This window comes from Maridesulfovibrio sp., from assembly GCF_963666665.1.
GTDB lineage: Bacteria > Desulfobacterota > Desulfovibrionia > Desulfovibrionales > Desulfovibrionaceae > Maridesulfovibrio.
The window spans coordinates 1,474,354-1,493,820 of sequence record NZ_OY762999.1 but is presented as its reverse complement, the minus strand read 5'-3'; the positions used below and the strand labels follow the sequence as shown (position 1 = coordinate 1,493,820).

General features: G+C 46.7%; 18 protein-coding genes and 1 tRNA gene. 14 read left to right on the top strand and 5 right to left on the bottom strand.

Going from position 1 to position 19,467, the window contains the following annotated elements; genetic code table 11:
• Positions 1–58 precede the first annotated feature (58 nt).
• Positions 59–460: a hemerythrin family protein gene (locus ACKU40_RS06710; protein WP_320175742.1), complete on the bottom strand. Its 402-nt coding sequence runs from the start codon at positions 458–460 to the stop codon at positions 59–61.
• 301 nt (positions 461–761) lie between these two features.
• Here ACKU40_RS06710 and ACKU40_RS06705 point away from each other — a divergent pair, with 301 nt between their 5' ends.
• Positions 762–2,093 (top strand): HD-GYP domain-containing protein, encoded by a 1,332-nt coding sequence (locus ACKU40_RS06705; RefSeq protein WP_320175741.1) that lies wholly within the window; start codon positions 762–764, stop codon positions 2,091–2,093.
• Between the two features lie 36 nt (positions 2,094–2,129).
• On the opposite strand, the gene ACKU40_RS06700 is transcribed toward ACKU40_RS06705, so the two are convergent.
• Positions 2,130–2,223, bottom strand: a tRNA-Sec gene (locus tag ACKU40_RS06700).
• 197 nt (positions 2,224–2,420) lie between these two features.
• On the opposite strand from ACKU40_RS06700, the gene ftsH reads away from it, so the two are divergent.
• The 8 genes from ftsH to priA all read left to right on the top strand — a co-directional run bounded on the left by ftsH (position 2,421) and on the right by priA (position 12,417).
• Entirely contained in the window at positions 2,421–4,490 is a 2,070-nt protein-coding gene (ftsH, locus tag ACKU40_RS06695; protein ID WP_320175740.1) for an ATP-dependent zinc metalloprotease FtsH, read from the top strand.
• Positions 4,491–4,503: 13 nt separating this feature from the next.
• Positions 4,504–5,346: a dihydropteroate synthase gene (gene folP / locus ACKU40_RS06690; RefSeq protein ID WP_320175739.1), complete on the top strand. Its 843-nt coding sequence runs from the start codon at positions 4,504–4,506 to the stop codon at positions 5,344–5,346.
• Positions 5,346–6,092, top strand: coding sequence for a diadenylate cyclase CdaA (cdaA, locus tag ACKU40_RS06685; protein ID WP_320175738.1), 747 nt, complete (start codon positions 5,346–5,348; stop codon positions 6,090–6,092). The genes folP and cdaA overlap by 1 nt, the downstream gene beginning before the upstream one ends.
• Before the next feature lie 4 nt (positions 6,093–6,096).
• Positions 6,097–7,008, top strand: a complete 912-nt coding sequence (locus tag ACKU40_RS06680) for a CdaR family protein (protein ID WP_320175737.1) — start codon at positions 6,097–6,099, stop codon at positions 7,006–7,008.
• 36 nt (positions 7,009–7,044) lie between these two features.
• Entirely contained in the window at positions 7,045–8,394 is a 1,350-nt protein-coding gene (glmM, locus tag ACKU40_RS06675; protein ID WP_320175736.1) for a phosphoglucosamine mutase, read from the top strand.
• A 53-nt stretch (positions 8,395–8,447) separates the two neighbouring features.
• On the top strand, positions 8,448–9,317 hold the full coding sequence (galU, locus tag ACKU40_RS06670; protein ID WP_320175735.1) for a UTP--glucose-1-phosphate uridylyltransferase GalU: 870 nt from the start codon (positions 8,448–8,450) through the stop codon (positions 9,315–9,317).
• A 104-nt stretch (positions 9,318–9,421) separates the two neighbouring features.
• The gene (locus ACKU40_RS06665) at positions 9,422–10,072 is read left to right on the top strand and encodes a hypothetical protein (RefSeq protein WP_320175734.1); all 651 of its coding nucleotides are present in this window, start codon (positions 9,422–9,424) and stop codon (positions 10,070–10,072) included.
• A 2-nt stretch (positions 10,073–10,074) separates the two neighbouring features.
• Positions 10,075–12,417 carry a primosomal protein N' gene (gene priA / locus ACKU40_RS06660; RefSeq protein WP_320175733.1) on the top strand — a complete coding sequence of 781 codons (2,343 nt, stop codon included), beginning with the start codon at positions 10,075–10,077 and terminating at the stop codon, positions 12,415–12,417.
• A 9-nt stretch (positions 12,418–12,426) separates the two neighbouring features.
• Here the strand turns inward: priA and ACKU40_RS06655 are convergent, their stop codons facing one another.
• Together ACKU40_RS06655 and ACKU40_RS06650 are read right to left on the bottom strand one after the other, a co-directional pair.
• Positions 12,427–13,449 carry an anti-sigma factor antagonist gene (locus ACKU40_RS06655; protein WP_320175732.1) on the bottom strand — a complete coding sequence of 341 codons (1,023 nt, stop codon included), beginning with the start codon at positions 13,447–13,449 and terminating at the stop codon, positions 12,427–12,429.
• Positions 13,450–14,193 (bottom strand): Smr/MutS family protein, encoded by a 744-nt coding sequence (locus tag ACKU40_RS06650; protein WP_320175731.1) that lies wholly within the window; start codon positions 14,191–14,193, stop codon positions 13,450–13,452.
• 283 nt (positions 14,194–14,476) lie between these two features.
• Between ACKU40_RS06650 and ACKU40_RS06645 the strand changes: the two genes are divergently transcribed.
• From ACKU40_RS06645 to ACKU40_RS06635, 3 genes are all read left to right on the top strand, one after another.
• The gene (locus ACKU40_RS06645; RefSeq protein ID WP_320175730.1) at positions 14,477–15,241 is read left to right on the top strand and encodes an ABC transporter ATP-binding protein; all 765 of its coding nucleotides are present in this window, start codon (positions 14,477–14,479) and stop codon (positions 15,239–15,241) included.
• A 25-nt stretch (positions 15,242–15,266) separates the two neighbouring features.
• Entirely contained in the window at positions 15,267–16,427 is a 1,161-nt protein-coding gene (locus ACKU40_RS06640; protein WP_320175729.1) for a SufD family Fe-S cluster assembly protein, read from the top strand.
• A gap of 153 nt (positions 16,428–16,580) precedes the next feature.
• Complete coding sequence (locus tag ACKU40_RS06635; protein WP_320175728.1) at positions 16,581–17,030, top strand: metal-dependent hydrolase; 450 nt, start codon at positions 16,581–16,583, stop codon at positions 17,028–17,030.
• A 99-nt stretch (positions 17,031–17,129) separates the two neighbouring features.
• On the opposite strand, the gene ACKU40_RS06630 is transcribed toward ACKU40_RS06635, so the two are convergent.
• Positions 17,130–17,567 carry a CBS domain-containing protein gene (locus ACKU40_RS06630; protein ID WP_320175727.1) on the bottom strand — a complete coding sequence of 146 codons (438 nt, stop codon included), beginning with the start codon at positions 17,565–17,567 and terminating at the stop codon, positions 17,130–17,132.
• A gap of 237 nt (positions 17,568–17,804) precedes the next feature.
• Between ACKU40_RS06630 and ACKU40_RS06625 the strand changes: the two genes are divergently transcribed.
• Entirely contained in the window at positions 17,805–18,449 is a 645-nt protein-coding gene (locus tag ACKU40_RS06625; protein WP_320175726.1) for a protein-L-isoaspartate(D-aspartate) O-methyltransferase, read from the top strand.
• A 6-nt stretch (positions 18,450–18,455) separates the two neighbouring features.
• Positions 18,456–19,415 (top strand): DUF368 domain-containing protein, encoded by a 960-nt coding sequence (locus ACKU40_RS06620; protein ID WP_320175725.1) that lies wholly within the window; start codon positions 18,456–18,458, stop codon positions 19,413–19,415.
• Positions 19,416–19,467 lie beyond the last annotated feature (52 nt).

Sequence of the window (19,467 nt, the reverse complement as noted above, 5' to 3'; positions counted from 1 at the left end):
GATTTGTAGTTGAATTCTACAAGTCTTCCGGCCTTTTTGATTCTGGAGAGTAAAAAAGCTAAGAATTGTTTTTTACGTATTCAAGGTCACGTTTATCAGTATTCTGAATGTGGTTAACAAGCCAATTTTCTAAAGCATCTGTCATTTCCTGCGCTAAGTCTTCATCTTCTGCAATGCATTTCAATTTGAATTCTTCCAATTTCTCACCAAAATCCTGATGATTTTTCTTGTGTTCATCCAGATTAGGAACACCTGCTTCTTCCATTATTCGCTCTTCAGATTCAAAATGATAGAGTGTGTAAAGGTGTATTTTCTCTAATAAGCTTGAAAGATGGGAAGAGTTATCTTCAAGAGGTTTTTTTCTTATCCTTTCGAGAATAGTGAAAAAGGTTTGATGCTGACTGTCGATAACTCCGATGCCAGTATGGAGAGGGTGTCCGGCTGCTGTCTCGCTATTCATGGTATGTCTTCTTTTTAACTAAGAGTGTTTGTTTGCATTAAGGGTATACGATTACTTTAATATCATAAGTCTGTTTTGGAGTCTTGTCTCTATCAATTCAAATGAGAGCCGAATTATTGCGCAAGGGACAGATGATGTCCGGAGTCGGTCTGAGTCAGAAAACTTAATTCTTCTGGGTATTGAAAATCTTTGTAAGGACCTTGGTGTTCGCTATGATGTAATTAAACGTAATCATGATTGGTAAAAAAATCACTGTCCATGTAATAATATAGGTGAAAAATACCGTAATGCGGAGGCTGTCTTGATTAAAAGTATTGCACAAATATTTCAAGGTAACGATAAGGATCTGTTTGTAAGCAGCAAACAGGTTCAGAAACAGATACTTTATAGATTAGCGGGGGTAAGTCTTTTGCTGGCTGTTGCTGTCGGTTCCCTCGCTTATCTGCTTGAAATGCGTTCAGTCATACATGATGTCGAGTTACTGGCTTTGGAACAGGTAAAGTCGACAATTAGGAAAAGTCAGCCTCTGATTCAAAATCCTACCAAAGAAAATATTAAGCAGCTCGAAGCTAATCTTAAAGAGGATTTACAGGTAAGTGATTTTGTTTTGATTGAAGTGTATACTTCTGAAAAAGAAGAGCTTGCTGAGGCCTACATACCCGGTATTGATGCAATTGACCGGCGAGCTGCTACTCATACCAAGAATGTTTTTAGAAAAGATGAAATTATTTGTCGTAATTTTGAATTGAATGAAAAAATTTATATTCAGGTTTTTAGTTTGCTCAATGCTCCGGAATATGGAGATGTAGGTTTTTTAGAGGGGCTGTATCAGCTTCCAGATTCCAAAAAGAACCAGATGTTCAGTAGGGTGTATTATTCTGTAGGGGTTATTGTCTTTGCTGTGTTCGGTACGGCGCTGATTCTTTATCCGATCATTTTAAGATTGATGAGCAAGGTTTTGAACTTCTCCGCACACCTTACCGAAGCTAATGTCGGTATGCTTGTCTCTATGGGGGCTGCCATTGCTAAAAGGGATTGTGATACTGATGCCCATAACTACAGGGTAACCATCATGGCTATAATGATGGCAGAGCATATAAGTTTGCCTGCGGCAGAGATTCGTACGCTCATTGTTGGTTCTTTTCTGCATGATGTTGGAAAGATCGCAATCCCGGATTCCATTCTCCTTAAGCCTGGGAAATTAAATGATGAAGAGTGGAAAGTAATGAAGACCCATGTTGCCCATGGTGTGGAGGTGGTCAGGGAACATGTTTGGCTTGCTCAGGCGGAACCCGTTGTATTTGGGCATCATGAAAAGTTTGATGGCTCTGGCTATCCGCAAGGGCTATCGGGAAGTGATATTCCTGTGGGAGCCAGAATTTTTGCATTGGCGGATGTTTTTGACGCATTGCACTCGAAACGTCCCTATAAAGAACCGTTTCCATTTTCTAAGTGTATGGAAATAATGGAGAACGGTCGCGGTTCGCATTTCGACCCAGAATTGCTTGATCGGTTTATGGAAGTTGTAATCCGGTTTGTCGACATTGACGGTCTTGAACGAACAGATGTACTGAAATCAATAGTCGCAAAGTATACTGAGCAGTATTTTAATGTAGAGCTTAAAACTCGGTGAGATTGCTGTGAGGTAGAGTTGTTTTTCGAAAAGAAATGGCGGAAGTGTATAGGAGTCGAACCTACCGACGAGGGTTAACCCGTCCACTGGATTTGAAGTCCAGGCGCAACACCGGTTACGATACACTTCCGCGTCGAAGAAGAGTTTGCTAACAATTTTGATAGCAAAGCGCAAGTACAATAATATTTTTGAATATGACTTGCCTTTTGCAAAATTAGCCTTATTAATAGCTGATTGAAACTGAAGAAAAAATGTAAATACAGTCCGATGCTTGCCTCATATTAATTAGGTTTAGGCAGGCCGGGCGCATATCCAAGGAGATTGACTTTGAATAGTTTTGCCAAGAATCTCTTGGTCTGGGTAACCATCATGCTGGTGATGATTGTTTTGTTCAATCTGTTTAACCAGCCACAGACTTCCCAGCTCAAACTTTCCTACACCGACTTTTTGAGCAGGGTCGATGAAGGTGAAGTCCTTCAAGTTAAGATTCAGGGGCAGAAAATCAGCGGGGTTATGGTTGGTGACAAGCGTTTTGTCACGTTTAACCCTGATGATCCGGCCCTTGTTCAGCATCTGCTGAAAAACAAAATTGAAGTAGTGGCAGAGCCGGAAGAAGAGGCTCCATGGTATATGACTTTGTTCATATCCTGGTTCCCAATGCTGCTTCTGGTCGGGGTTTGGATTTTCTTCATGCGTCAAATGCAAGGGGGCGGTGGAGGACGTGGCGGAGCCATGTCTTTCGGGCGTTCCCGTGCGCGGATGATTAATGAAGAGACCGCCAGAGTCACATTTGAAGACGTTGCCGGTGTTGATGAAGCCAAGGAAGAGCTTTCCGAGGTTGTTCAGTTCCTCAGCGAACCCAAGAAGTTTACCCGCCTCGGCGGACGTATTCCCAAGGGTGTTCTGCTGGTGGGCCCCCCCGGTACCGGTAAAACTCTGCTTGCCCGCGCTGTAGCCGGGGAAGCCGGTGTTCCTTTCTTCTCCATTTCCGGTTCCGACTTTGTTGAAATGTTTGTCGGTGTTGGTGCTTCCCGTGTGCGTGACCTTTTCGCACAGGGTAAGAAAAATGCACCTTGCCTGATTTTTATTGATGAAATTGATGCAGTTGGTCGTCAGCGTGGCGCAGGCCTCGGCGGCGGACATGATGAGCGTGAACAGACTTTGAACCAGTTACTGGTTGAAATGGACGGTTTTGAGTCCAACGAAGGTGTTATCCTTATCGCTGCAACAAACAGACCTGATGTTCTCGACCCAGCGCTGCTGCGTCCCGGTCGTTTTGACCGTCAGGTTGTTGTTCCTACCCCTGATGTTCAGGGCCGTGCACATATCCTCAAGGTTCATACCCGTAAGACTCCTCTTGCCGGTGAAATTGACCTTGATGTTATTGCCCGCGGAACCCCCGGTTTTTCCGGTGCTGATCTGGAAAACCTTGTTAACGAAGCAGCACTGTATGCTGCAAAGAACAATCAGGACTACGTCAAGATGGTTGATTTTGAAGAAGCCAAAGACAAAGTCCTCATGGGTCGTGAACGCCGCAGCCTGATTCTTACTGATGAAGATAAAAGAACGACTGCTTATCATGAAGCAGGTCATGCTCTCATCGCCAAGCTGCTTGATAATTGCGACCCAGTACACAAGGTTACCATCATCCCACGTGGCCGTGCTCTGGGTGTAACCCAGCAGCTGCCTGTGGATGACCGCCATAACTACAATAAAGCTTACCTCGAAGACACTCTGGTAATGCTGCTCGGCGGACGTGTAGCTGAAGAACTGATTCTTGATCAGGTTACCACCGGTGCCAGCAATGACATTGAACGTGCTACCAAGATGGCCCGTTCCATGGTTTGCCAGTGGGGTATGAGTGAGAAGCTCGGTCCTATGACCTTCGGTGAAAGTCAGGATCAGGTCTTCCTCGGCAAGGAATTGGTTCAGCATAAGGATTTCAGTGAAGATACTTCCCGCCTCATCGATTCCGAGGTTAGAAGAATCATTGACACTGCTTATGAAACAGCTAATAAACTGCTCAGTGAAAATGAGGATATGCTGCACAAGGTTTCCGATGCCCTTCTGGATCGTGAGACCATCAGCGGTGATGACATTGACACCCTCATGGAAGGTGGCGAGCTTGCTCCTGTTGAAGCAGTCTCTCCGGTTAAACCTTCTTCTCCGGCACGTGCTTACGGCTCTACCGGTAAATCCGGGTACACTCCTGTTTCCGAGCCTGGAAAAGAAGAGGAAGCGGATAATGGAGATTTCTCCTTTGATGAACAGCTGGAAGAAAAAGATGAATTCAAGCTTTCAGAAGAATCTGAAGAGCCTGAAGTGAAAGAAGATAAAGTCGAAGAAGCTAAGGCTGAAGAGACCAAGGTTTCTGAAGATAAAAAGAGTTCCGAATAAGGAATCAGGATTTATGTCCCGTAATTATTCATGGACCGTTAAGGGGGGCAGGGTGTTAGGCCCTGCCCCTTTTTTTATTGCCGGTATTGTTAATGTTACCCCTGATTCATTTTATGACGGGGGAAAAAACTATGATCTTCAGCAGGCCATTGAACATGGTCGTCTGCTTGCAAAGCAGGGCGCGGATATTCTTGATGTAGGCGGCGAAAGCACAAGGCCTTTTGCAGATCCGGTTTCTCTTGAGGATGAACTGTCGCGCGTAATTCCTGTTATCAGTGAACTAAGCCGCGATTATGTCGTCTCTGTTGATACCGTGAAGAGCGAGGTTGCCAGACAGGCTGTTGAAGCCGGGGCGGCAATAGTGAATGATGTTTCCGCCTTTGCCCAGGACCCGGCCCTGCTTGATGTTGTTGCTGACCTCAAGCCCGGATACGTCCTTATGCATAGTCAGGGAACCCCGGAAGAGATGCAATTGTCGCCGAGTTATGGTAATGTAATAGAAGATATTTTGAGTTTTTTTGAAAAAAGTCTTGAAAAACTTATAAAATCAGGCTTACCGGAAAATCGTATAGTGCTTGATCCCGGCATTGGATTTGGAAAGACCCTAGAGCATAATCTTGAGATTTTACGCAGGATTGACCGATTTATGGATTTGGGATTTCCTATTTATATGGGTCTTTCAAATAAGTCTTTGTGGGGCAAGTTGTTGGGACTGGAGGCTGATGAGCGGCAGAATGCCACTCAGGCTGCCACAGCTGTCCTTGCAGCCCGGGGAGTACCTATCCACCGGGTGCATGAAGTCGGCCTGACCAGCCAGACTTTGAGGATAGTGAAGGAGATCGGCGGAGATAATTGATGTTTGAATTTCTAGGCTTTCAAATTTCCTGGAAAGAACTGCTGGATATCGGTCTGGTGGCGATTGTCTATTTCTACATCATCCTGCTGGTGCGCGGAACTCGTGCGGCCGCGGTTATCTGGGGATTGTTACTTGTTCTTCTTGTATATTACCTGTCCGATGTCTTCGGTCTCTATACCCTCAACTGGCTGCTGACCAATTTTCTGAGTTCCATTTTTCTTGTAATTATTATCCTTTTTCAGAGGGATATCCGTAAAGGTCTGGCCCAGATGGGTGCAGGCCGTTTTTGGCGTAAGCAGGATTTTGAGATTGCGGTTATCGATGAAATCTGTACAGCCATGGATTCCATGGCCCGTCAGAAGATTGGAGCATTGCTGGTTATCCAGAAAAACGTCCCCTTGGGTGATATCCTCGAGAAGGGGGTTGAGGTTAATGGGCGGGTCAGCAAACAGTTGCTTATAAATATTTTCTGGCCCGATACTCCGTTGCATGACGGGGCTGTGGTCATAAAATCAAATAAGATCGTTGCTGCTTCCTGTATCCTGCCTCTGGCGCATGTTTCGACTCGTCAGAGTGCTATAGGTACCCGCCACAGGGCGGCTTTAGGTATCAGTGAGGAAACTGATGCCATTGCTCTTGTTGTTTCCGAGGAACGTGGAACCATGTCTGTGGCTATTGGTGGCAAGTTGACTACCAGCCTTGACATCGTCCGCCTTAAAAGGGTTTTGAAAAACGTTTTGACTTGATGGTATGAAAGTACAGCACTGGAAAATAGCCGCATTGGCCGTTATGATGGCCCTATTAACCTGGTATCTGGTTACCGGGCGTGATCTTGTTGAGACATGGGTGGAATTTCCGTTGGAGATTATCAATCCTCCGCAGGGAATGATTATCCGTGAAGGTATGATTAGTAAGGTTGCGGTGCGTTTGCGCGGTCCTAAAGGTTTGATCCGTAATCTTGATACCAAGAAAGTAGCCTATTCCCTTGATACCGGACATCTGGTTGTGGGTAATAATCCGGTAAACATTGTGCCGGAAAATCTGGGGCTGGGTAGTGCACTTGAAGTTGTGGAGATCAGCCCCTCGCATATCAATCTGGTCATGGATATGTTTGTGAAGAAGCGGGTCGGGGTTATTCCTACATGGGAGGGTGAACTGCACCGCGATTATACATTGAAGAAGAAATATTCCGAACCGGATGAAGTAACTCTGCGCGGTCCTGCTTCTGTATTGAAAAAAATTGATCAGGTCAGAACTCAGCGTATCATGCTTGATACGGATTCTCCGGGCAACTGGCGCGGCGAAGTTCCCCTGCAATTACCGGAGACTGTGGAATCCAATCCGGGGTTAGTCAACGTGGGCCTTGATTTTGCGGTCCGTTCAGGAAAGATGTGGGTCAAGGTGCCACTATATATTTTAGGGCCTGATGATGTTGACTTTGCTGCCAGCCAGAATTACGTCAGGCTGCTTGTGGAAGGGCCGAAGCCCTTTTTCAGGAAGAAAGGATTCAGAGACGAGATTACTGCTTCAATTGATTTGAATGCAACTATTCCAGTTGGAGATAACGTTGTACCTTACGAAGTTACTTTGCCTAAAGGCTGTTCAGTAACAAAGAGAAAACCTGAAGCAATAACTGTAACCATAGCGAGGCAGGAGCCGTAGTTAATCTGAACGGCCTGCATTTTTTTGGAGAGATGGATGAGTAAACGTTTGTTTGGCACTGACGGTCTGCGCGGTCAGGTTAATATTTTCCCTATGACTGCTGAAGTCGCCCTGCGTATGGGCCTTGCGGCCGGTTCTTATTTCAGGAACGGAAAACAGCGCCACAAAGTTATTATCGGTAAAGATACCCGCCTTTCGGGCTATGTGTTTGAATCTGCTTTGACTTCCGGTCTTTGCGCTATGGGAATGGATGTCTTTCAGGTCGGTCCCATGCCGACTCCGGCTGTTTCTTTTTTGACCCGTAATATGCGCGCTGATATCGGTATTGTAATTTCAGCTTCTCACAATCCGTTTATGGATAACGGTATTAAATTTTTCGACTCCTGTGGCTACAAACTTCCAGACGCGGTTGAAGATGAGATTGCCGATATGGTTCTTTCCAAGGATACCCAGTGGGATTATCCTCAGGCTGAGAAAGTTGGTCGTGCATACAAAATCGAAGACGCCCGTGGACGTTACATTGTCTATCTCAAGTACAGCTTCCCGCAGGATATGACTCTGAATGGAGTTAAGCTTGTTTTGGATTGCGCTAATGGTGCAGCCTACAGCCTTGCGCATATGTTTGAAGAGCTGGGGGCTGAAGTTGTGCGTATAGGCGATAAGCCCAACGGTCTTAACATCAATGATAAGTGCGGTTCACTTTACCCAGACATTCTCGGTCAGAGAGTAGTTGAGGAGCATGCTGACCTCGGATTGGCGCTTGATGGTGATGCTGACCGTCTGATTGTCGTTGATGAAAAAGGTCAGGTCCTTGATGGGGACGTGATTATGGCTATGTGCGCTGCAGATCTGATGGAGCGCGGTAAGCTTAATCATAATATGCTGGTAGCTACTGTCATGAGTAACATGGCACTGGAAAATTTCATGAAAGAAAGAGGCGGAACCCTGCTGCGTACCCCGGTCGGTGACCGTTATGTTGTAGAGGCCATGCGTCGCGAGGGAGCAATTCTCGGCGGAGAGCAGTCCGGTCATCTTATTTTCAAAGAATTCAGCACCACAGGCGATGGCCTGCTTGCAGCCTTACAGTTATTGCGTATACTGTGTGTGAAGAACAGGCCGCTTTCCGAACTTTCCGGACTACTTGAACTTTATCCGCAAAAATTACAGAATGTTCACGTGAAGCGGAAAAGGCCTTTTGAAGAAGTTCCTGCCGTGCAGGAAGCGCTCAAACAGGTTGAACAGGAACTGGCCGGAAAGGGACGTGTTCTGCTTCGTTATTCCGGGACTGAATCCGTAGCCAGAGTTATGGTTGAAGCGGAAGACAGTTCCAAAGTTGAACTTTATACTTCCGAGCTTGCAGGAGTATTGGAAGAGCATTTACGTTGATAATTAGTTCAGTTGCTGTTTAAGCGCTGAATATCATAAGGAGATTGTAATCAATGGTCATCAAGAAAGTTATTGTTCCGGTTGCTGGATGGGGTACAAGATCATTGCCTGCCACCAAGAACATTCCCAAGGAAATGCTGCCTATTTTCAAAAAGCCTGTTGTGCAGCATGTGGTGGAAGAGGCCATGTCCAGCGGACTGACCGATGTTATTTTTATAAATAACCAGAACAAGAAGATCATTGAAGACCACTTTGACTATAACCTCTCCCTCGAAGATGTGCTTAAGCGTGGCGGCAAGACCGAAGCCCTTGCGGAAGTGAGGAAGGTTGCGGAGATGGTTAACATTATTTCCGTGCGCCAGAAAAAACAGCTTGGACTCGGCCATGCAGTTCTTTGCGCCAAGGAAGTCTGCAAGAACGATCCTTTTGCCGTAATGGTCGGTGATGACCTCATGTTCGGTATGGAGCCGGGTATCAAGCAGCTCATCGATGCTGCCCGTACTGAAAATATGGCTGTTGTCGGTGTTATTGAAGTTCCTGAGAGCAAGGTTAACCGTTATGGCATTATTCAGGGTGAAGAGTTCGCTCCGGGAATGTATCGGGTCCGCTCTCTGGTTGAAAAACCGGCAATCGGTCAGGCTCCTTCAAGGCTGGCAATCGTCGGGCGTTATGTCCTGCTGCCTGAGATCTTTGATCATCTGGAAAGCCTTGAGCCCGGTGTAGGTGGAGAAATCCAGCTCACTGATGCCTTGCAGGGTCTTGCTCAGGATAATAAACTGCTGGCCGTGAAACTTCGCGGACAAAGGTTTGACGCCGGGGACTGGGTGGATTATCTTACCGCAAATATATACTTCGCCCTTCAGGACGAGGGGCTGCGTGATGACGTTGTAGCCAGATTGCGGGAGCTTTTGTCTTGTTCGTAAAGAATTTAAATACTTATGTGATACTTACAGTCCTTGCCGTGTGTCTGTTTATTAGCAGCCCGGCAAGGGCTTTTTTTCCGTCTGATGAGGACATAAATGATACAATGTACCAGCAATACGGTGCATTGAGTTCATTTGAAGCGGAAGTGACTTTCCCTGCAGAGCCGGGGACAACCCTCGTTATTAAGCGCGGTCATGATCATTGGCAGCAGACTTTTTCCGAGGCTGGGAGCAATGCTACCGCAGGGGCAAAATCTGTCGGGCAGTATTTCAAAACCATTGCCCAATGTCCTGCCGCTGCCGAAATACCTGTTTCCATGCTTCAGTTATGGGCCCCTGATGATCCTGTTTCCGACTGGATGTCCATCGGCGTGAACAATGCCACGAAAAGTTATGGTTTCCATGATGATACTCCGGCCTTTGTTTTCGGTGCGGAGCAGGGCGATGACAGTTCTCCCCAGATTTGGTTTGATAATGAAAATTTTGCACCGCTTAAGATAGTTCTCGGTCCGCAGCAGGAAATCATTTTCGGCACTTATTCCAAGTTTGCCGGTTTTATGCTGCCCCATACCGGAAAGTTGAGAATGGGCGAAGATGTCCTTGATTTTAATATCCAGTGGAAAAGCATCCGTAGGAAGATGGCTCCTGAGTTATTTTCTCCGGCTGCGATTAAAAAATCCAAAGGATGTGGAGTACCTTCCGGACAGGTGTATGAATTTTTGAAGAAATGCCTCAGACTCAATAAATCGGAATAAAAATGACTACACTCTGGCAGGCCTGCCTCGCCAGCCCACCATATTCAATTTATACTTACGAAGCACCCGCCGACCTTCCCAAGCTCATGGAAGGACAGCGGGTTCTCGTGCCTTTGGGCCGTTCTGTGCGTGTGGCATTTCTCATTGAAACAGTTGAAGAACCGCCGGAAAATTTGGAACTTAAATCCATAATCTGGCCTCTTGAGCGCGAACCGCTACTGAATTCCAATCATTTTAAACTTTATCGCAACATTGGCGCCCGGCAGATGCAGCCCTTGGGCAAAGTGTTGGAAAATGTTGTTCCCAAGCGGTTCCGCAGTGCCAAAGTTTCTTTCAAAGTGGCAGACCGGGCTTTCCCTGCACGGTTGAAGGCTCTCGATATCGGGCTCATGCCTGCTGAAAAGCGCATGAAGCTGGTTGAAATTTATGATGAAGGGCGGATGGATGTCAGCCTGCCTGCCGCTATAGAAAAGGAAGAATACGTCAGCCTTACTTCCGATCCTCCGTGGCCGGTGCGGCCCAATGCTGCCCGCCAGTTGCAGATTCTTGAGTATATTTTTGAAAACGGTCCCCGTGAAAAAGGTTTCCTGAAAAATATTATGGGTGATTGGACCGCCGGAGTGATCAAGAAGCTTCATTCCGATTCGCTGGTTAAGATCGGTCCTCCACCGGAGGAAGAACGTAATCCTGCCGAGAAATGTTCTGCCATTGGTCCTAAATGGGATTTTACACCATCGGAGCAACAACAGGGAGCGATTGATGAATTGCTGTCGGCTCTTGATGAGCCGAAGAGTACGGTTAAACTTCTGCACGGGATTACCGGGAGCGGTAAGACTCTCGTTTATATGACTGCGGCCCGTAAATGTATGGAGCAGGGCAAGTCAGTAGTTGTTCTGGTTCCGGAGATAGCCCTTGCTTACGCTCTTTGGAACGGAATCTGTCCGCTGTTCCCTGATTCGCGCAAATATCTTTATCATGGCTACCAGACTCCGGTGCGTAAGGAAGCTATCTTTCGCGCCTTGGCTGAGGATGACAGTCCGGCTTTGATTGTGGGGACCCGTTCGGCTCTATTTCTTCCGGTGCGCAACCCCGGCTTGATAATTGTGGATGAAGAGCATGACGAATCCTACAAGCAGGAAGAACGTCTGCCATATCAGGCTAAGGAAGTTGCATACGTGCTGGCTCATATGACTGGAAGCCTGCTGGTGCTCGGTTCGGCAACACCGGATATCAAGACCTTCCACGCCGCGCAACAGGGCGCTTTTGAAGTTATTTCCATGGAGAAACGGGTCGGCAAATCCATGCTTCCGGCAGTTAAGGTTGTGGATACCAGTGCCATTAAGAATCCAGAACAACCTTTTGCGCCGGAAACAGAAGCTCGTTTGAAAGAGGTGGTCGCCAAGGGAGAGCAGGCTGTGGTCATGCTCAACCGCCGAGGCTTTTCTCCGCTTATTTATTGCACTGATTGCGAAGAACCGTTCAAGTGCCCGCATTGCAATGTGAGCATGACCTACCATAAGGGCCGTGAGCGGGTAATCTGCCATTATTGTGGCAATGCCTATCATTTCCCTTTGCCGTGCTCTATCTGCGGCGGGAGCAATCTTCTGCCGCTTGGCGGCGGTACTGAGCGACTTGAGGAGCAGGTCGCCAAGGCATTGCCGCCGGAAACGAAAATTTTGCGTATGGATCGCGATTCCACCCGCAGACAGGAACGGCTGGATGAAATTCTGAAAAGTTTTGCCCGTGGCGATGCGCAGGTGCTGGTCGGTACTCAGATGCTTTCCAAGGGGCACAACTTTCCCGGCGTTACGCTGGTAGTTGTTTCCGAGGGTGATCTCGGTCTTAACCTGCCTGATTATCGTTCTGCAGAACGGACTTTTCAGCTTCTGGTGCAGGTGTCTGGTCGTGCCGGTCGAGGCGAGAAGCCGGGTGAGGTAATTATTCAGACCCGTAACCCGCAGAACCCGATATGGGGAGCGGTTACTTCCGCCGACTACAAGACTTTTTTTGAAAAGGAAATTGAGAAGCGGCGCAGGTTCCGTTATCCGCCGTTCACCAAGCTGACTCTTATCCGCATCAGTCATCCTATGGGCTGGGAGGGCGAGCACCTTTGTCCTCAGTTTTTCAGCCAGATTCGCGAGGCAGCAAAAGAGTCCGGGATAATGGCTATGGGCCCTGTCCCCGCACCGCTGGCCCAGTTGCGTGGACGTAAACGGTTCAACTGTCTGCTTAAGTCTGATGACTGGATGAAGACCAGAGAACTCTATGCTCAGATATTACGCCGCAACCCAGATAAGAAGCAGATTCGTATCACCATGGACCTTGATCCGGTGAATATGTTGTAATAGTTGTTATTACAGTTCATCATATATTCCGGGATAAGCGGTAAAGCATGTCATGGCCCCGGATCGGTGCAGGTTGTTTTGCAGGTTGTTGGAGATTTCGCCTATTGTGATATCTTTTCCTGCTTCACGAAATTTCCTGCTTAGAAAGCAGAGAGCCTCCATCCCCTTGATTGAAGCCGCATCAGTTTTGGATAAATCCAATTTTGGAGCGAAATTGCGTTTTAACATACGATTTCCGGTGCGGATTAAATCTGTAGCAGTTCCTGCATCAAGAGTTCCTGAAATAGTAATACTTGGCGGAATGCTGGTTTCATCGAAGCTGACTGAAGAAGGCAAAGACAAGGACGCTGTGCGTTTGATTTCTTCCAGATAGTTGATTTCATCGCGTAGAAGCAGTTGCGGAATAATAATGTTGTCTAACTTGTCCGCTATCTTATTCTTGTCCACATCTTGCGGTATGCAGATGAGTACGCAATCAGGCAACTGTTTATAAATTTTCGGGATACAGCTGCTGATGGATTCCGGTGGGGCAGAGATCAGCACGATGTCGGGATGCAGGTTGTTGGCGCTGCCTACAATTGATTGGATATCTATTTCGTCCAGATCACCTGTTGTTTTGAAATGGGTGAACAGGTCCCAAGACAGCGGGACGTAACCGTCGCGGACGAGAATATCAGTTTTCAGTGCACTTTCTGAAACATGGAGCAGACTATATCCGTAATGGGCGCAGATGCGGGCAATCTGTTCCGGGAATTCAAAATACTCCAAGGGCATCTTCAGTTTTATTTCAGCTTTTTGGGCTAAGCTGATGATTTCTGAATCCGTCGGGAGAATGAAATCAGCGTAGAATGGGCAGATGTGTGGATATTTTGCATAATCCAGCAACCATGGGAATGAGGGCGCAAAGATCATGGTCTTTTCTTTTGCGCCGGCTCTATCTCCCACGGTAAGCATCAGCTCATTGAAATCCATATTGAAAAAGGGGATTCCAAAGGCCAGTTTTATGCGATCAGGATTATCAAAAATTTCCATTTAAATGTCTTTTCCCCAGTTGATGCCTTTGTCCCATTTAACCTTGCCCTGAACTTTTTTCTGTTTGCGCAAAAGGATGTATATTGCTCCGGCACCGCCATCCTTGGGCTGGGCGGTACAAAAGGCGAGAATCACGCGCCTGAATGGATCACGGGTCAGCCATTCCTGAATTTCACGTTTGAGTACAGAATGACCTCCGGGGGAGTTTTTACCCCGTCCGGTAACAGCCAGCACGCATCGCTTGCCCTGCAGAAATGATTCACGGATGAAAAAGATCAGATTGTCGAAAGCCTGTTCGGAGTTCATGCCGTGCAGGTCAATGTGGGATTCGTAGCTGAAAGCTCCCTGTTTCAGCTTCTGGAAAACTTTGGAGTCGGTTCCACGAACATAGCCGAACATAAATTCGTCAGAATATTCCAGCTCAAATTCAATTTTACCGGTAACAAGGCTGCTTAAATATTCTTTGCCTTCATCTTCATCTGACAGTTTGGGGGCCGGGGCCGGTTTTGGCTTTTTGGGTGCAACGGTGGAACGATCCATGCGTTCTACACCTGCCATGGCATCCATGAATGCCTGATCATCATCCACTTCGATTTCCTTTTCTTCCGGTTTCACTGGGGCGGGCTTCTTCTTCACAGCTTCAAGTGCTTTTTTAACCGCCTTCGGTACATGTTCTTCTTTTTTATCTTTTTTGAATTTCAAACCCTTCAGATCAGAAAGGGAACTCATTTTCTTTTTAGCCATAAAAAATATCTCCTGAAAAAATGAGCTACCAAGTTAGTCATTATCCGATGTGAAGTAAATCTTTGTGTTCAGGAAATTTGAGTTTTAGTATTTTCTACCTTGACTTTTTCAGAGTCGTCACCATTTTTCATGTCGTGCGCGTTAATAGCAAATCAGGATATTGTGAAATTAATCATTATTTATTCTGGACTTGAAAAGTGAATTTTATTAGCTCTTCAAGGCGTACTTAATTCGACTAAATAACTCCATTTTTGGCTATTCGCTTATAAAGTGAGGAATTTCAATGCTTAAGATAGAAGACTTGCACGTCAGTATCGGCGACAAGGAGGTCATTAAAGGCCTCAACCTGCATATACAAGAAGGTGAGACTTTCATTCTTTTCGGTCCCAACGGTTCCGGTAAGACTTCCCTGCTTATGACCCTGATGGGTTTCAGCAACTATAATGTTACCAAGGGCAAGATTACTTTCAAAGGTGAAGATATCACCTACGCCCCCATTTATGAGCGTGCCCGTCTTGGTATCGGTATGTCCTTCCAGCGTCCTCCGACCATCCATGGCCTGAAAACCCGCCATCTGGTAAAAATGTGCGGTAATGGCTCCGATGTGGATGTCGAGATGCTTGCCGAGCGTGTCAATATGACCAATTTTCTTGACCGCGATATCAACTCCGGTTTTTCCGGCGGTGAAATCAAGCGTTCCGAACTTCTTCAGCTTATGGCGCAGAATCCGGGCCTGTTGCTTTTCGATGAGCCTGAATCAGGCGTTGACCTCGAAAATATGCACCTGATCGGTAAAATGGTTCGCACTCTGCTCGATGGTGAAATCAAGCCCTGTCTTGATCTGAGCATGAAAGAGCAGAAAATGAAAAAAGGTACCGATACCTGCGGCCTGATCATTACCCATACCGGACACATTTTGGATTACATCAATGCTGACCGTGGACAGGTCCTTTTTAACGGACACCTCTGCTGTGAAGCCAGACCTCGCGACATTCTGGAGCACATCCGTAAGTACGGATACAAAGAATGCGTGAAATGCTTGAACTAGCAGTTTAAATCCACGGAGAAATATCATGAAGAAAATTGATCTGAAAGATTATAAATTTGATGGTCTGGAACACGCAGTAATTGAAGATCTTTCTTCAATTGAAGCTGAAGAAAAAGAGCAGTTGATCATGGCAGGTGTTGACGTTGATGCCAAAGACGTCAGCGCGACCTTTATGCAGGTCGACCACTCCAACGTTCACTGCGGCAGCAACGATAAAGATGTTGAAGTCATGGATATCAAGAAAGCTCTTGAAAAATATGATGGCCTGCCTGAATACTTCTTCAAACTCATTGATAAAGATAAGGACGAGTTCACTCGCAACGCTGCAGACAATCTGCACGGCGGTTACTTTGTCCGTACCAAAAAAGGCGCGAAGATTGAAAAGCCTGTTCAGTCCTGCCTGTTCCTCAAGGCTGAAAATTCCGGCCAGAACATCCATAACATCGTGGTTGTAGAGGAAGATTCCGAACTGCATATCATCACCGGTTGTGCTGCCGCTCACGATAAATTCTCCGGCGGACATTTCGGCCTTTCCGAATTTTACGTTAAAAAGGGCGGTAAGCTCACTTTTACCATGGTTCATAACTGGGGTGAAAATACCGTCGTACGTCCCCGCACCGTGGGAGTTGTCGAAGAGGGCGGATCTCTCATCAACAACTATGTGCTCATGAAGCGGGTTAAGGATCTTCAGTCCTACCCGACCATCTACCTTAACGGTGAAGGCGCGGTTGCCCGTTTCAATTCCGTTCTGGTTGCACCTGAAGGTTCCCATATCGATACCGGAACCCGCATTATCCAGAATGCACCCAACACTAAAGCGGAAACCATTTCCCGTACTATCACCACTGGCGGTACCATTATCTCCCGTGGTCATATTCAGGGTAACCATGTTCCCGCTCGCGGCCACATTGAGTGTCAGGGGCTTATCCTTGGCGGTGGACGCATCCATGCCGTTCCTGAATTGGAAGGTACTGTTGAAGGTGTTGAACTTTCCCACGAGGCCGCAGTCGGTAAGATTGCGCAGGAAGAGATTGAATACCTCATGGCTCGTGGAATGGATGAGGACGAGGCAACCTCAACCATCGTACGCGGCTTCCTGAACGTTGATATTATGGGCCTGCCTGCAAAGCTGCAGAAAGAAATCGACAAACAGATCGAGGAACTTGACGCCAACGAATCCATGTAGGCTTCCACGCATATGCTTTACAGAGTGCCTTTCCTTAGGGGAGGCACTCTTTTTTTTGCGGATGGACAATAACTGCGTAATTTCATATACGCATAAACAGAAAGTTTAGGTTCTGTTTTAAGTTTATGTCTTTTAAAAATAAGTGGTTAGTAGATGCCGGGATATAAGGTTCATGTAAGCGGTTCTATCGTGGCCGGGGCGCTGGTTCTTCTGGGATTGGCTAATATCGGTCTATATGTGATTGATCCGCAGCAGGTTGTTGTTTTGTTTGTTCTGTGTGTGTTGGGTGCGCTTTTCCCTGATATTGATACAGATTCAAAGGGGAAGAGAATCTACTATTCAGGTATGCTGCTTTTGTCGCTTACTTTGATCTATTTTGACCAGTTTCAATGGGCGGCATATTTAGGAATTCTGGCAATGTTGCCCGGTATCAGTGCGCATCGCGGGTGGACTCATACATGGTGGGCCATGCTAATGGTGCCTATACCCATGCTGATTTTGCCGTATTATGTCTACGGACAGCCGTTTCCGACCTTGCTGCCGTATTATGTGGCTTTTGTGACCGGATATTTTTCGCATCTGTTGCTGGACAGGGAATTATAAAATAAACGGGATTGAGCGTAGTGCTCAATCCCGTTTTTATTGATTCTATTCGAAACTTCAGCGCGGAAAGTCGTACTGAAGTTTCAGGAGGAGGGAGGTTTAATCGTCGTTTTGTTCAAGTGCTTCCATCAGGCTTATGGTCAGCTTGAGGAAGTCTGCTTCAGTCAGAATCCCGATTAATCCGTTTTTTTCATTAACTACCGGAAAACAGCCGTACTTGTGATCCAAAAGGAGTGTTGCAGCTTCTTTCAGAGAAGTATTTTCTGTAATGGTTTTAATGTCTGTACGCATTATTTCCCCGACAGGGATTCCTGAATCAATTTCCCCTTGTGTGGCAGGGTCAATGTCGGCCAGTTGGGAGATTGTGGCCCGCAGGATGTCGCGATGGGTCACAAGTCCTATAAATTCCCGGTCAGCATTTACGATGGGGATATGTCTGATGCGCTGCAGGTCCATAAGTGACCTGGCCATTTTTAAATTGTCAGATTCACTTAGGGTGAAAAGTTCCGTGGTCATAAGATCGTTGACTTTCAGCATGTGTTCCTCCTTTTAGCCTTACTTTAATCTCTCTTTATGTCGCTTTTGTGTCAAGATGTATGTGGAAAAATCAGCTTTAAATGCCAATTAATGCTATTCAGGTTGACTTGACCGCTAAAATCTGATTTTCAACTGCAAACAATGAATTAATCCGGCTGTATTATTTGTTCGGGAATTCATAGTTAAAAATAAATTTTCAGGCCTTGCCGAGATCGGTTTCCGGCTGACGGGGGATAAGTGCGTATAGACCCAAAGCGTTCCAGGTTAAAAATGGTTGAAGAACAGATTGCAGCCCGCGGTGTTGCGGATAACAATGTTCTTGATGCCATGCGTAGAGTTCCTAGACACATGTTTGTTCAGGACGCCCTTGCTTCACGTGCCTATTCTGACAGCGCCCTGCCTATCGGAGAAGGGCAGACTATCTCTCAACCATATATTGTTGCTGTCATGTCTGAGTTGTTGAAGATTGAGCCGGGGCATAAGGTTCTGGAAATCGGAACCGGGTCCGGCTATCAGGCTGCCGTGCTTGCAGAGATGGGGGCGGAGGTTTTTTCTGTAGAAAGGATTCGCAAGCTCTTTATTTCAGCGCGCAAACTTCTTTTCGATATGAGATATTTCAACATTCAGTTGAAACTGGATGACGGGACAATGGGCTGGCCGGATAACGCTCCTTATGACCGTATAATTGTCACTGCCGGAGGACCTGAAATACCGCAATATCTTATAGATCAACTTGCTGATCCCGGAATACTGGTCATTCCTGTTGGTGGGCAGAGGCGAGTGCAAAGGCTCATGCTGGTTACTAAAACAGACGGAAAAATCGAAACCACGGATATGGGCGGCTGTGCCTTTGTCGATCTGGTTGGTAAACAGGGCTGGTAGGGCAGAATGAATTTTATCCAAGCTTGGAAGAATGGTCCGGGACCGGAATCAGCACGTGATTACCTTGTACTTATCCTTAAGGGGATTTGTATGGGAGTGGCCGATATTATACCCGGTGTTTCGGGTGGGACCATGGCTTTCATTACCGGAATTTATGACAACCTCATTGATTCCATCCGTTCTTTTAATGGTAAATTTATCAAGAGCCTGTTTAAATTCGACCTGACCGGTGCGATAGCCGAGGCACATCTTAAATTTTTGATTCCTCTCCTGTTCGGAATCGTAGTGGCTATGGTTTCCATGGCCCGTGTCATACATACCTTACTTGGAACACATCCTGTACAGGTCTGGTCTTTGTTTTTCGGTCTCATTGCTGCGTCCATTCTGGTTGTAGGCAGAAGGGTCGGGGAGTTTTCAACTAAGAATGTCCTCTCCGGCATTGTTGGCGCTGTCTTCAGTTATTTTCTGGTGGGGCTGATTCCCGTAACCACCCCCAATACTCTCTGGTTTGTTTTTCTTTGTGCTTCTATTTCCATTTGTGCCATGATTCTGCCCGGCATCAGCGGAGCGTTTATTCTTTTGCTGCTGGGTAAATACGAATTTATCACCGGAGCCATCCGCAATCCCACAACCCTTGAAAACGGGGCCATTTTGCTGGCTTTTGTCTGCGGTTGCGCTTTCGGTATTTCCCTTTTTTCCCGTGTCCTGCATTTTCTGCTGGAAAAACATCACGCTTTGACCGTGAGCCTGCTGACCGGATTTATGGCCGGGGCCATGCGCAAAATTTGGCCTTGGAAAGAGGTTCTCGATTCTGTGGTGATTCGGGGTAAAACTCATGTTTTGAGCGAGGCGAATATTTTGCCTCCGGCTTACGACGGGGAATTTGCGAGTGCTGTGCTGCTGATGGTTGCCGGATTCGCAGCAGTGATTATCTTGGAATGGGTATCTTCAGCCAAGGACAGCTGAAGTTGACCGGGGAGAGGGTTCCCCGAGTTTTTAATATACAACAAAGGCATAG